Here is a 13123-nt window from a genome sequence, read left to right as displayed (position 1 = left end):
GCGGACCCCGGTGGTGCGCGACCCACGGAAAGAGCGATGGACTACTGCTCGGCATGCCGACGCCACCTCAACGGGGCCTTCAGCTGCCCGGGGTGCGGCAGCACCGGGCCCGCCGCGCCCCGGCCCCGCACCGCCCCGCCGTCGCACGGGGCCCCGTCACCGCAGCAGGCCCCCGCCGAGGCGTACGCGCCCGCCGGCCCGTACGCGGACACCGGCGCGTACGGGGACGCCGCCCCTCCGCACGGCCACCCCGGTGCCCCGTACGGCAGCCCGGGCGCGGCCCCGTACGGGGGCGCGGCCCCGCACGGCACCGCCGCGACCCTCCTGCACCCGACCGCGGCGGCCCCGCCGGCCGGCCCCGCCGCCGGACCGTACGGACCCGGGACGCCGCCACCCGCCGTCCCCGCCGAGTACGCCGCCCCCGCGGAGTACGCCGCCCCCGCGGAGTACGCCGCCCCCGCCGAGTACGCCGCCCCCGGCGGGCCCGCCGTCCCCGGCGCGGAGGACCCCGCCCCGCCGTCGGCCGGCCCCGCCGCCGGCCCCCGCTCCCGCTCCCGTTCGGCCGCCCGCCGCCGTACCGCGCGCGGACGGCGGGGCCGCGGGGTGCTCGTCGCCGCCGCCGCGGGCCTGGTCGTGACCGGCCTCACCGCCGCCGTCCTCTCCTCCGAGGACTCCGGCCCCGCCGTCCGCGCCGAACCCGCGGCCCAGGGCGGCGGCGCCGCCCGGCCGGGCTCGTCCGACCCGTCCGCCGCCCCCACCGCACCCGCGGGCGGGGCCGCGTCCGGCCCGGGGACGCCGGCGCGCGGCGCGGCCGCCTCCTCCGGCGCCCCGTCGGCCTCCGGCTCCCCGTCCCCCTCCGGATCCGTGTCGGCGCGGCCCTCCCCGTCCGGGAGCAGGAGCACCTCCGGGGCGGCCACCGCGTCCGGGGGCTCCGTCCAGACCCCCGCCCGTCCCACCGCCCGCCCCACCGCGACCGCCTCCCGCACCTCCCCGGCCGCCACCCCGACCCCGACCCCGACCGCGCCCACCCCGAAGCCGTCGCCCACCTGCCGGTCCCACATCCTGTGGTGGTGCACGGGCTGACCCGGCCTCCGGGAGGCGTCCCGGCCCCGCCGGGCGCCACCGGGCCCGTCCCGTCGGCGGACACCACCGCCTGCGCCCGGTCGCGCAGGTCCGGTCCGGCCGGGATCCGCCCGGTAGGGGGCGGCGTCCGGCCGTCGCCCTGTCCCGGCGTCCGCCGCCCGGGACCCCGCCCTCCGGACGCCCGGCCCGCCCGGCGCCCGCCCGGCCGCCCTGCCCGGCCGACCCGCTGGGGCAACCCGCTTGGGCGGTGCCGCGGCGGGGAAGGGGGAGGGTCCGGGTGACCGTGCCCGTGGGCCGCAGGGCCCCGGGCCGAGGAGACAGGGAGCAGTCGATGCCGGAACCCGAGGGCGAGGCGCTGGAGGCCGTGCGGGCCCGCCGCGACGAGCTGCGCGCCCGCCACCTCAAGCCGCGGTCCGCGCGTCCCGCCACCACGGCGCGCGGCGTCCACCACGTGGCCTTCATCTGCCGCGACGTGGAGGAGACGGTCCGCTTCTACCAGGAGGTCCTGGGCTTCCCCCTGGTCGAACTGGTGGAGAACCGCGACTACCGGGGCTCCAGCCACTTCTTCTTCGACCTCGGCGCCGGCAACCTGCTGGGCTTCTTCGACTTCCCCGGCCACGACCACCCGCCGTTCACCGAGACCGTCGGCGGCCTCCAGCACCTGGCGATCTCGGTGGACGCCGAGCAGTTCGCGGCCGCCCGCGACCGGCTCGCGGCGGCCGGGGTCGACGTCCTCGGCCCGGACCGGGGCGTCGACGACAGCCTCTACCTGCGCGACCCCAACGGGGTCAACGTGGAGCTGTACCGGGAGGAGCGCGGCGTCTTCGAGGGGAACCGCATCACTGGCGACTGAGAGGCCGTCCCATCCGGCCCGGTCTGTGCGGCCGGCCGTCGTGGAGCGGTTGGTGAGGGACCGCCGCGACCCTCATCCGCTTGTGCCGGACCGTTGGCCGATGTGCGCCGCCGGCGGGCCCCCGCCGGCTGCCGGCGGACGGGCAGGCGTCCCGGCGTCCTCGTGCTCCACGGCAGGATGCGTCGGTGTCCTGTCCCTCAGCAGGACGTTCAATCCGGGCGCGCCCGGCTCCGAAGGCGCTGAGGCACCATCGGATGAGACGACCCCTGAGCAGGACCGGCCGGGTGCGAACCGGCGGCATCCGCAGGATGAGGGCGGCCCTCCACCACCGAGCCACGGTCCAGCAGGCCCGGCAGGATTCGAACCTGCGACTCCCCGCTTTGGAGGCGGGTGCTCTCACCGCTGAGCTGCAGACCTTGGGCGGAAGGTAAGGGAGTCGAACAGGACCCGGCCGGACCGCTCGTGGGCCGCGGCCTCGGCCCGCAGCCGTCCATCGCCCGGTACCGCGGCCGGCCCCGCCCGGGGTTCACCGGGACGAGCCTGCCCCCGGGCCTTCCACGGGTGGATCGCCTCAGGGGTGACACCGGCGGCCGCGGCGGCCTGCGCGGAGGTCCAGGTGGTGCGGGACAGGTCCCGGTCCAGAGCGATCACGGCGCCTCCCCGGGACATGCAGGGAGGCCCCCGGCCGGCGGACGCCGTCCTCCGGACGTCGGCGCCCCGCCCGGCCGTCGACGCGTTCGTCCGGCAAATTCGCTACCCGGCGTCCGGAGCGCCGTGATACACAACCGACGTGCCAAACATCTTGGAGTTCCCCGAGGTCCTGCGGCTGATCGAAGACCGCTCGGCCGCGTTCCGCGCCGCGCTCGCGTCCGCCCCGGACCTCGACGTCCAGGTCCCGACCTGCCCGGACTGGACGCTGCGCGAACTGGCCCAGCACCTCGGCGACGGCCGCCGCCGCCAGGCCGCCGTCGTCGCGGCGGGCCCGGGCGCCGAGCCCCCGGCGAGGACGGACCCGAAGGGCGCCCCGACCGCGCCCCGCGACCGCGAAGCCCTGGACGCCTGGCTCGCCGAGTCGACCGGGCTCATGCTCGACGCGATGCGCGAGGCCGGCCCGGATCGCGGCTGCTGGACCTGGTGGGGCCGCTCGCAAGCCCCGCAGACCAGCGGAGCCGTGGCCCGGCACCAGATCCAGGAGCTCGCCGTCCACACCTACGACGCCCAGCTCACCCACGGGGCCGCACAGCCGCTGCCGACAGACGTCGCGGTCGAGGGCGTCGACGCGTTCCTGACGACCGTCGCGGCGACGACCGTCCCCTGGCCGTTCAAGCCGGCGACCATCGACCTGCACACGACCGAGGGCCGCTCCTGGCGCCTGACCCTCAACGCCGACGGCGTCCGCTGCGACGACCTCGCCGCCGACGCGGAGCCGGGCGACATGGCGATGCGAGGCGCAGCGAGCGAACTGGTCCTCTACTTCTACGAGCGCATCCCGCTCGACGGCCTGGAGACCACCGGCGACACCGAGCCGATGGAGCAGCTCGCAGACTGGGACCCGAACGCGTAGAACGCCCACATGTGACGCATCTGCCGGTGGTGCGCGCGCTCCTGCGGGCGGCTCGCGCTCGACTGGGGACAGGGCGGTGTCGGAGCCCAGGCAGCCGTCCTTGTTCCTGAGGTGGCCGGCGGTCCCGGCGCTCTCCCTGCGGCTCTCGGCGTCCAGGTGCCGGTCGGCGGCTTCGGCGTCCCGCCGAGTTGACCCGGGCCCGGGTCCGGGCTGCACCGCCTGGTCCTGGACGGGCTCGGCGCCTGCGGGGATCCCGCCGGGCTCAGCGCGCGGGCGGGTCGAAGACCGCCGCGGCCAGCACCCGCCCGCCGGAGGTGACCAGCCGCACCCCGCTCACCGGCGCCCCGGCCGGGTAGGGCTCGCCCCAGGCGCCGTACCCGTCCCGGAGCGGGAAGGTCCCCAGCGACGTGCGGGAGCCGTCGCTGCGCTGCAGCACGCACTGCACCATGCCGCCCGCCGACGAGCCGACCTGCTCCGCGTCCACGGACACGTACAGCCACGGCGAGTCGCCGCCGTACGCGAAGACGTCCCCCAGCCGTCCGTCCCCGGTCTGCAGCGCCGCCGACCGCAGCGTGTGCCCCGTCCCCACGGTGGAGACGGCGGGCTCGGCGGCGGCGGGGGGCCCGCTGCTGCTGCCCAGCGCCCAGCCGCCCGCGCCCACCGCGAGGAGCGCCGCCGCGGCCGCCGCCAGCAGGGCCGAGCGCCGCCTGCGGTGCCGCTGCCGCACCGGCCGGAGCACCGTTCCGAGCCGCACCAGCACCCGGTCCTCGAAGCCCACCGGCGGTTCGCTGCCCGGCACCAGGTCCAGCAGGGCGTCCCCGGCCAGCGTCAGCCGGTGCACCTCCCCGCGGCAGCCGGGGCACCGGTCGAGGTGCTGCACGGCCGCGGCCCGCTCCCGTGCGGGCAGCACGCCCAGCGCCAGCTCGGCGGCGGCGTCGTGCAGCTCGGCGCAGGTGAGGGAACGGTCCTCATCCACCGCGCCCACCCCCCCGCCCCGGCACCAGCGCGGCCCGCAGCTTGCCCGTGGCCGTCCTGATCCTGGTCTTGGCCGTGCCCAGCGGCACGCCCTCGGCGTCGGCGACCTGCTGTGCGGTCATCCCGTAGATCCCCGCCATCACCAGGGCGCGGGCCTGCGGCCGGGGCAGCTCCGACACCGCGGCCCGCAGCTCGGCGGAGGCCTCGTCGGCGATGGCGTGCCGCTCCGGCGTGTCGGTGACGGCGTCGAGGAGGGTGGAGAGGTCCTCGGGGTCCACGGGCGTGGACCGGCGGGCGCGCACCGTGTCGACCGCCAGGTTGTGGGCGATCGACATCAGCCACGTCGGCACCGAGCCGCGCCGCGAGTCGTACACCTGGGCGTGGCGGCAGGCGCGTTCGAAGGTCTGCTGGGCGACGTCCTCCGCCAGCTGGACGTCGCCGACGACCGCGACCGCCACGCCGAACACCCGCCGCTGGAACCGGCGGACGAACGCCACGGCGACCTCCGGGTCGCCGGTCATCAGACCGTCCAGCAGGACGTCGTCCGGCAGCCGCTCCAGAGGCAGGCCCATCCTGTGCATACCTCGGGTACGAACCAGCCCGCCGGAGGGATTGCTCCGGACGGCCCCCGTCTGCCGGGCCGAAGGTCCCTGCCGGGGCGGGTGCACCTGCCGGGGCGGTCCCGCCCGGCGCCGTCAGCGCTCGCGCACCCGGCCGTCCTCGACCTCGATGCGCCGCGTGGTGTGCACCGCCTCCAGCATCCGCCGGTCGTGCGTCACCAGCAGCAGCGTGCCGGGGAAGGACGCCAGCGCCGACTCCAGCTGCTCGATCGCGGGCAGGTCCAGGTGGTTGGTGGGCTCGTCCAGCACCAGCAGGTTCACGCCCCGGGCCTGGAGCAGCGCCAGCGCCGCCCGGGTGCGCTCGCCGGGGGAGAGGGTGGCCGCCGGGCGCAGCACGTGGTGCGCCTTGAGGCCGAACTTCGCCAGCAGGGTCCGCACGTCCGCCGGGGGCGTGTCCGGCACCGCCGCGCCGAAGGCGTCCAGCAGCGCCTCCGGGCCGAAGAACAGGCCCCGCGCCTGGTCCACCTCGCCGACCACCACGCCGGGGCCCAGCGACGCCTGCCCAGCGTCCAGCGGCAGCCTGCCCAGCATTGCCGCCAGCAGCGTGGACTTGCCCGAGCCGTTGGCGCCGGTGATCGCCATCCGGTCCGCCCAGTCGACCTGCAGGTCCACCGGGCCGAAGGTGAAGGAGCCGCGCCGCACCTCGGCGCCGCGCAGGGTGGCGACGACCGCCCCGGCGCGCGGCGCCACGGCGATCTCCATCCGCAGCTCCCACTCCTTGCGGGGCTCCTCGACGACCTCCAGCCGCTCGATCAGCCGCTCGGTCTGCCGGGCCTTCGCCGCCTGCTTCTCGGTGGACTCCGCGCGGAACTTCCGGCCGATCTTGTCGTTGTCGGTGGCCTTGCGGCGGGCGTTCCTCACGCCCTTCTCCATCCAGCCCCGCTGGGTGCGGGCCCGCGCCTCCAGCCCCGCCCGGGTGTCCGCGTACTCCTCGTACTCCTCGCGGGCGTGGCGGCGGGCCACCTCCCGCTCCTCCAGGTACGCCGCGTAGCCGCCGCCGTAGGCCCGGACCTGCTGCTGGGCGAGGTCCAGTTCGACCACCCGGTTCGCCGTGCGGGCCAGGAACTCGCGGTCGTGGCTCACCACGACCGCCCCGGCCCGCAGCCCGGCGACGAACGCCTCCAGCCGCTCCAGGCCGTCGAGGTCCAGGTCGTTGGTCGGCTCGTCCAGCAGGAACACGTCGTACCGGCTGAGCAGCAGCGACGCCAGGCCCGCCCGCGCCGCCTGGCCGCCCGACAGGGCCGTCATCGGCCGGTCCAGGCCGACCTTCAGCCCCAGCGACTCCGCGACCTCCTCGGACCGCTCCTCCAGGTCGGCGCCGCCGAGGGCGAGCCACCGCTCCAGGCCGACCGCGTACGCGTCGTCGGCGCCGGGCGCGCCGTCGACCAGGGCCTGCGTGGCCTCGTCCAGCGCGGTCTGCGCGGCGGCGACGCCCGTGCGGCGGGCCAGGAAGGCGCTGACGGTCTCGCCGGGGCGCCGCTCGGTCTCCTGCGGGAGGTGGCCCACGGTCGCGGCGGGCGGACTGGTCCGCACCGAGCCCCGCTCGGGCGTGTCGAGGCCGGCGAGCAGGCGCAGCAGCGTGGACTTCCCGGCGCCGTTCGCCCCGACCAGGCCCACGACGTCGCCGGGGGCGACGACCAGGTCGAGCCCGGTGAAGAGCGGCCGGTCGCCGTGCCCGGCGGCGAGGTCCTTGGCGGTGAGTGTCGCAGTCATCAGGACTGTGATCCTACGTCCCGTCCCCCGTGCTGACGCCTGCTTGTCCCGGCGCCGGCCCCCGCGGTCCGGTGCGGCGCCGCCGGGCCGGCGCCTCCACCGGACCCGGAGCACCGGGGAGCGCGGCGGCGCCGGCCCGCGACGATCACCGCGCCGCGCCGTTTTCGCCTCCCCAACCGGGGAACCCGGGGCTTATGGTGCAGATCGGGTACACGATGATGACCGAGCAGGCCGGGCCGCGGGACCTGGTGGACCACGTCGTCCGCGCCGAGCAGGCGGGCTTCGACTTCTCCGTGGTCTCGGACCACTCCTTCCCCTGGCTGGACTCCCAGGGCCACGCCCCCTACGCCTGGAGCGTGCTGGGCGCGGCCGCGTGGGCCACCTCCCGGATCCCGCTGATGACGTACGTGACCTGCCCGACCATGCGCTACCACCCCGCCGTGGTCGCCCAGAAGGCCGCCACCGTGCAACTGCTCTCGCAGGGCCGCTTCCGGCTCGGCCTGGGCTCCGGCGAGAACCTCAACGAGCACGTGGTCGGCGGCGGCTGGCCGCCGGTGGACGTCCGCCACGAGATGCTGGAGGAGGCCGTGGAGGTCATCCGCGCCCTCTTCGCCGGCGGCTACGTCAACCACCACGGCACCCACTTCGACGTGGAGTCCGCCAAGCTCTGGGACCTGCCCGACCAGCCGCCGCCGATCGGGGTCGCGGTCTCCGGCGAGCAGTCCTGCTCGCTGGCCGGACGCCTCGCCGACCTGGTCATCGCCACCGAGCCCAAGGGGTCCCTGCTGGAGTCCTTCGACCGGCACGGCGGCGCCGGCAAGCCCCGCGTGGGCCAGCTCCCCGTGAGCTACGACCCCGACCGGGGCGCGGCCGTCGCCCGCGCGCACGACCAGTTCCGCTGGTTCGCGGGCGGCTGGAAGGTCAACTCCGAACTCCCCGGCACCGCCGGCTTCGCCGCCGCCTCCCAGTTCGTCCGCCCCGAGGACGTCGCGGGGACGATCCCCTGCGGCGACGACGTGGAGGCGTTCGTCGAGGCGGTGCGCCCGTACGCGGAGGCGGGCTTCACCGAGGTCGCCCTCGTCCAGGTCGGCGGCGACGCCCAGTACCCGTTCCTGGACTGGGCGGAGAAGTCCCTGCTGCCCGCGCTCCGGGAGCTGTGACCCGCAGGTGCGGCCCGGCGCCCGCCGGGCCGCACCGACCGCGTGACCGCGCGTGACTGTGCGTGACTGCGTGTGACTGCGTGTGACTGGAGGACAGATGGACGGAGCACCCGACGCCCTCGGCATCGACCCCGGGCAGCTCGACGAGAGCGTGCTCATGCACGAGCTGGAGCAGATCCACCGCACCCGCCACGACACCCTCCTGCACGGCTCCGCCGAGGCCCTCGACCGGCACACCTCGCGGATGGCCGAGCTCGAGGCGGAGTACCTGCGCCGCCACCCCGGACGGCAGGTCACCGCCGGGCGCACCCGCCTCGGCGCCCGCGCCCGGGGCCACGCCGACGCCATGAACCCGGACGCGCTGCGCGGCCTGTCCTGACCGGACCGGCCGCACCCCTCCCGGGCCTCCCGGACCGGCCCCTCCCGCCGGACCGGCGCCTCCCGCCGGGCCGACCCCTCCCGCCGGACCGGCCGCTCCCGCCGGGCCGACCCCTCCCGTCGGCCTGTCCGCCCGCGCCGCCCTCCGGGGCCCGGCCGGGGCCCGCCGGTCCGCACCGCGGTCCGGCCGCACCCCGGCCGTCCGTGTCCCCGGGCCCCGTGCCGCCGGGGCTCCGCCGTCCCCTCCCACCCGTGCGCCGGCCCCGCACCCCCGCCGTCCGCGCGGGCATGAACCGCACCGACCGGGGTACCGCATCCGGCTGCCGCGCCGCGCACCCTCCGGAGGCCGCATGCCCACCACTCCCGCCCGCTGGAGGCGCGCCGTGGTCACCGGCGGGGCCGGCTTCGTCGGCTCCCACCTGTGCACCGCCCTGCTGGACCGGGGCACCCGCGTCGTCTGCGTCGACGACTTCTCCACCGGCGCGCCCGGCAACCTCGCCCACCTCGCCCGCCGCGACGGCTTCACCGTCCTGCGCGCCGACGTCTGCGAGCCCTTCGAGGTCGACGGCCGCGTCGACCTGGTGCTCCACCTCGCGTCCCCTGCCTCGTACGCCGACTGCCTGCGGCTGCCCCTGCACACCCTGGGCACCGCGTCCCTCGGCACCCGCAACGCCCTGGACCTGGCCCGCGCCCACCGGGCCCGGTTCGTCCTCGCCTCCGCCGCAGGCGTCTACGGCGACCCGCAGCGCCACCCGCAGCGCGAGGACCACCCGGGCAGCGTCGACCCGGTCGGCCCCCGCAGCGCCCACGACGAGGCCAAGCGGTTCGCCGAGGCGCTCACCGCAGCCCACGCGGCCGCCCTCGGCACCGACGCCGCGATCGTCCGTCTCTTCTCCACCTACGGCCCCCGGATGCCGGCGCACGACGGCCGGGCCGTCGCCGTCCTCATCCGGCAGGCCCTCGCCGGGGAACCGCTCACCGTCACCGGCGACGGCAGCCAGACCCGCTCCTTCACCTACGTCGACGACGCGGTCCGCGGCATCCTCGCCCTGGCGGCCTCCGACCTCGCCGGCCCGGTGAACATCGGCAGCCCGCACGAGATCAGCATGAACGCGCTGGCCCGCCTGGTCGTCTCCCTCACCGGCTCCTCCTCCGGGGTCCGCCACGTCGCGCGCCCCGCCGGCGACCCCGCCGGGCGCCGCCCCGACACCGCCCTGGCCCGCGACAAGCTCCAGTGGGAGCCGCTGACCGGCCTCCGGGAGGGGCTGCGCCGCACCGTCACCTGGTTCCGGTCCGTGCCCCGCGGCTGAGCCTCCTGCGGTCCGCCGCGGGCCGCGGGCCGTGCCGCCGGGGGCCCACGGGGCGGGTTTGCCGGGGTGCGCCCCGGGAAGGCGCGAGCCAGTGCCACGGATGAAGAAGGCACCCACGGGCCGACCCGGTCGCTCGAACGGCCGGCGGCCTGCCCCGGGCGGAAGGACGCCCCGCGTCCGCCGCCGGGTCCGCAGGCCGGGTCCCGCCCTCGCCCCCGGAGTGCGCACTGCCGTCGGCTGTGCACGGAAAGCAGGCCGCCATGCCCCGTCCCGGGTTCGGTTCCGCCCGCCCCCGTCCCGGTCCCCGAGACGCCGGACGCCCCGCCCGCGCGGCGGACGACCGCTCCCCGGCGGACCTCCCCGAGCGCCTGCGGCGCCTGGCCGGCCTCCCCGCCGGACCCGAACGGGACCGGCTCCGGGAACAGGTCATCGCCTCCCTCATGCCCATGGCGCGCCGCCTCGCCCGCCGCTTCCGCAACCGCGGCGAGAGCGACGACGACCTGCTGCAGGTCGCCTCCGTCGGCCTGGTCAAGGCCGTCGACCGCTACGACCCCGAGCAGGGGCACGCCTTCGAGTCCTTCGCGGTCCCGACCATCGTGGGCGAGCTCAAGCGGCACTTCCGCGACCACGCCTGGGACCTCCACGTGCCCCGCCGCGTCCAGGAGGCCCGCAACCAGGTCCGGAGGGCCCAGCAGGAGCTGCTCCAGCCGCTGGGCGGCCGCAGCCCCACCGTCGCCGAGGTCGCCGACTACACCGGCCTCGCCGAGGAGGACGTCATCCTCGGACTGGAGGCGTACCAGGCGTACGCGGCCGTGTCCCTGGACGCGCCCGTGCCCGGGCTGGAGGCCGGCTCGCTCGCCGACACCATGGGCGCCGAGGACCGCTTCCTGGACCTGGTGGTCGACCGGATATCGCTGCGGCCGCTCCTGGAGGGGCTTCCCGAGCGGGAGCGCCGCATCCTCTTCCTCCGCTTCTTCCGCAGCATGACCCAGCACCAGATCGCCGACGTGGTCGGCGTCTCGCAGATGCACGTCTCCCGGCTGATCGCCCGCTCCTGCGCCACCCTGCGCAGCGGCATGCTCGCCGGGGTCTGACCCCGGACCGCCCCCGGCCCACCCCCGACCCCGGACCGTCCCCGACCCCGGACCGTCCCCGACCCCGGAACCGCCCGAAGTGCGCCGCGCCCGAGAGGCCCGGGGGCGGCCTGCCGGCGCCCTGCACGGCCTCTCCCGTCCCCCTCGGGGACCCCGACACCCCGCCGCCCGACCCGCCGGCCGCACCGCGGCCGTCGACAGACACGGAAGGTGACCGCCATGTCCAGCTCCGGTGAGCCCACCCGGGACGACCCGTCCGCCATACCGGCCGCACCCGCCGCGCCCGCCGCGGCGGAGCCCCCGGACGGCCCGGCCCGGCCCCCCGTGCCGGAACCGTGGCTCTCGCCGGACGCCGACACTGCCGACACCGCCGCCACCGCCCCCGGTCCGCGGCGTCCGCCGCACCCGGACGCGGTCCTCTTCGAACGCGACGGAACCCTGGTCGCCGACGTCCCCTGCAACGGCGATCCCGGCTGGGTCCGGCCCCTGCCCGGGGCCCGCGAGGCGCTGGCCGAACTGCGGGGCCTCGGCGTCCCGGTGGGCGTGGTCAGCCACCAGCCCGGCGTGGCGAAGGGCATCCTGACCCGGCAGCAGGTCGACGCGGTCCAGTGCCGCGTGGAGCAGCTCCTCGGCCCCGTCGACGTGTGGGCCGTCTGCCCGCACGGCCCCCACGACGGCTGCGGCTGCCGCAGGCCCGACCCCGGGCTGGTCCTCGCGGCCTGCCGCCGCCTCGGCGCGGACCCGGTCCGGACCGTGGTCGTCGGCAGCACAGGCGCCGACCTCGTGGCCGCCGCCTCGGCGGGCGCGCGCGGCATCCTGGTGCCCGCGCCCGGGGCCCGCGAGGAGGAGGCCGACCGCATCCACGAGACCGCTCCCGACCTCGTGGCCGCCGTCCGCCTGGCGCTGCACCACCCGGTCCGGCGCGGTCTCCCGTCGGTCCGCATCCGGTCCGCCGCTCCCGCGCTGGAGGCCGGGCCCGCGGACGGCGCCCCCGCCTGATCCCGGCGGCGGAGGCCCGCCCCGCCGCCCGCCGTCCTCGCGGACGCCGCACGCCCCCGCCGTGGCCGGCCCGCACGCGAGGTGCGGCCGCCCCGGCCGGGGGGCGCCGCCGGGACGGCCGTGCACGGCCGCGGCGGGGGAGGCCCGGCGCCCCGGGCGTCCGGCGGGGACGCCCCCGCCGCACGCCCCCGCCGGACGCCACCGCCGCACGCCCCGGCCGGCCTGCCGCCCGGAGCGGCCCCCGCCCCCGTCCCCTGTGCCGCCGGCCTGCCGTTGCCGCGGCCCCCGGCCGCCCCCGGGTCAGCCGTCGGAGGATGACCGCTCCGCCGACGGCGCGGCCGGGCCGGAGGCGGTATCCGAGGGTGCGGGCCCGGTGGGGGCGCCGGCGGTGGGCTCCGGCGCAGGAGCTGTCGACGGGGGCGCGGAGGACGGTGCGGGCGGCGAGGACGCCGCGGGCGGTGTCGTGGCGGCCGTGGCCGTGGGCGCGGGCGCGGGCGTGCCGGACGGGGTGTCCGCCGGGTGGGGGCGGCCCGGAGCGGTCGTGCCCGTCCCCGGCGCGGGCCGGACCGGCCCCGGCGTGGCGACCGAGGTGCTGCGGACCGCGAGGGGCGGAAGCGGCGGTACCGCCGTGGGGGAAGCGAGGGCCGCACGGTGCGCGTGCCCCGGGCGGGCGGGGGCCTGCGGTGCGTCCACCGCCGGGGCGGGGGTCGTCGCGTCGAACACGCTCGGCGGCGCGGTGGTATGCGCCCGCCGGGCCCCGGGGGCGGTCGGGCCGGTCGTGGCGGAGCCGCCGTCCCTCACGGCGGCCGTCACCCCGGCCGTCGACCCGGTCCGCCCCGGTGCGGCCGCCTCCGCGGAGACCGGGGCGGCGGGCAGCGGGCCGCCGGGGGTCTTCGGGGCGGCGGACGCGGTGTCCGGCGGCAGCGGCGGCCGGGCGGCCGAGGGTCCGGCCGGGACGGCGGCGTTCCCCACCGCCAGGGCGCCTGCGGCGATGGCACCGGCGGCCAGGACGGCCATGGCGGCCAGTCCGGGGTTGATCCGCACCGCGCGGCGGCCCGGAGTGCGGCTCAGCAGCCGGGGTCCGGAGGCCGGGCGGGCGTGCCGGGGACCGGTGCGTTCCGGGGCCGGGGTCATGCGGGTCCTCCTGGTGCTGTGCGGACTGCGAAAGCGTGCCCGATTCGTGCCTGAAGTGCCAGAGAAGACCGTTTTCGCGTGAAGAGGCTCACACGCCCGTGGGGGATTACGACGCCCGGTAGGAGACCCCCGCGCCCCATCCGCAGCCCGGATAAACCTCTGTTTTCGTGCGAATCGGGTGTTTAAGGATCGAAGTGGGTGTTCTCCGGCCATCGGTGCAGTTCGGGAGGGGTGCGGGCC

Annotated in this window: 12 protein-coding genes and 1 tRNA gene; 8 read left to right on the top strand and 5 right to left on the bottom strand. The window is 78.0% G+C overall.

Going from position 1 to position 13123, the window contains the following annotated elements:
- Nucleotides 1-36 precede the first annotated feature (36 nt).
- Nucleotides 37-1083 (top strand): hypothetical protein, encoded by a 1047-nt coding sequence (locus ACFY07_RS19075; RefSeq protein WP_390869894.1) that lies wholly within the window; start codon nt 37-39, stop codon nt 1081-1083.
- A 331-nt stretch (nt 1084-1414) separates the two neighbouring features.
- On the top strand, nt 1415-1936 hold the full coding sequence (locus ACFY07_RS19070; RefSeq protein WP_390869892.1) for a VOC family protein: 522 nt from the start codon (nt 1415-1417) through the stop codon (nt 1934-1936).
- 344 nt (nt 1937-2280) lie between these two features.
- Here ACFY07_RS19070 and ACFY07_RS19065 read toward each other — a convergent pair.
- Nucleotides 2281-2353 (bottom strand) — tRNA-Trp (locus ACFY07_RS19065).
- 373 nt (nt 2354-2726) lie between these two features.
- Here ACFY07_RS19065 and ACFY07_RS19060 point away from each other — a divergent pair.
- Complete coding sequence (locus tag ACFY07_RS19060) at nt 2727-3500, top strand: maleylpyruvate isomerase N-terminal domain-containing protein (RefSeq protein ID WP_390869891.1); 774 nt, start codon at nt 2727-2729, stop codon at nt 3498-3500.
- 262 nt (nt 3501-3762) lie between these two features.
- Here the strand turns inward: ACFY07_RS19060 and ACFY07_RS19055 are convergent, their stop codons facing one another.
- The 3 genes from ACFY07_RS19055 to ACFY07_RS19045 all read right to left on the bottom strand — a co-directional run bounded on the left by ACFY07_RS19055 (nt 3763) and on the right by ACFY07_RS19045 (nt 6808).
- Complete coding sequence (locus ACFY07_RS19055) at nt 3763-4476, bottom strand: hypothetical protein (protein ID WP_390869889.1); 714 nt, start codon at nt 4474-4476, stop codon at nt 3763-3765.
- Nucleotides 4469-5056, bottom strand: a complete 588-nt coding sequence (locus ACFY07_RS19050; protein WP_390869887.1) for an RNA polymerase sigma factor — start codon at nt 5054-5056, stop codon at nt 4469-4471. The genes ACFY07_RS19055 and ACFY07_RS19050 overlap by 8 nt, the downstream gene beginning before the upstream one ends.
- A gap of 114 nt (nt 5057-5170) precedes the next feature.
- Complete coding sequence (locus ACFY07_RS19045; RefSeq protein ID WP_390869886.1) at nt 5171-6808, bottom strand: ABC-F family ATP-binding cassette domain-containing protein; 1638 nt, start codon at nt 6806-6808, stop codon at nt 5171-5173.
- Nucleotides 6809-7002: 194 nt separating this feature from the next.
- On the opposite strand from ACFY07_RS19045, the gene ACFY07_RS19040 reads away from it, so the two are divergent.
- From ACFY07_RS19040 to ACFY07_RS19020, 5 genes are all read left to right on the top strand, one after another.
- Entirely contained in the window at nt 7003-7968 is a 966-nt protein-coding gene (locus ACFY07_RS19040; RefSeq protein WP_390869883.1) for an LLM class F420-dependent oxidoreductase, read from the top strand.
- Between the two features lie 97 nt (nt 7969-8065).
- Nucleotides 8066-8347, top strand: coding sequence for a DUF6158 family protein (locus ACFY07_RS19035; protein WP_230748147.1), 282 nt, complete (start codon nt 8066-8068; stop codon nt 8345-8347).
- A 349-nt stretch (nt 8348-8696) separates the two neighbouring features.
- On the top strand, nt 8697-9656 hold the full coding sequence (locus ACFY07_RS19030; protein ID WP_390869881.1) for an NAD-dependent epimerase/dehydratase family protein: 960 nt from the start codon (nt 8697-8699) through the stop codon (nt 9654-9656).
- A gap of 260 nt (nt 9657-9916) precedes the next feature.
- Complete coding sequence (locus ACFY07_RS19025; protein WP_390869879.1) at nt 9917-10750, top strand: SigB/SigF/SigG family RNA polymerase sigma factor; 834 nt, start codon at nt 9917-9919, stop codon at nt 10748-10750.
- A 219-nt stretch (nt 10751-10969) separates the two neighbouring features.
- Entirely contained in the window at nt 10970-11749 is a 780-nt protein-coding gene (locus ACFY07_RS19020) for a D-glycero-alpha-D-manno-heptose-1,7-bisphosphate 7-phosphatase (RefSeq protein ID WP_390869877.1), read from the top strand.
- 300 nt (nt 11750-12049) lie between these two features.
- On the opposite strand, the gene ACFY07_RS19015 is transcribed toward ACFY07_RS19020, so the two are convergent.
- A complete protein-coding gene (locus ACFY07_RS19015; RefSeq protein ID WP_390869875.1) occupies nt 12050-12883 on the bottom strand; it encodes a hypothetical protein in 834 nt (277 codons plus the stop codon).
- Between the last annotated feature and the right edge of the window lie 240 nt (nt 12884-13123).

This window comes from Streptomyces sp. NPDC001380, assembly GCF_042895785.1.
In the GTDB taxonomy this organism is placed as follows: domain Bacteria; phylum Actinomycetota; class Actinomycetes; order Streptomycetales; family Streptomycetaceae; genus Peterkaempfera.
Note: the sequence above shows the minus strand (reverse complement) of the source record. Positions and strands in the feature narration are given on the sequence as shown.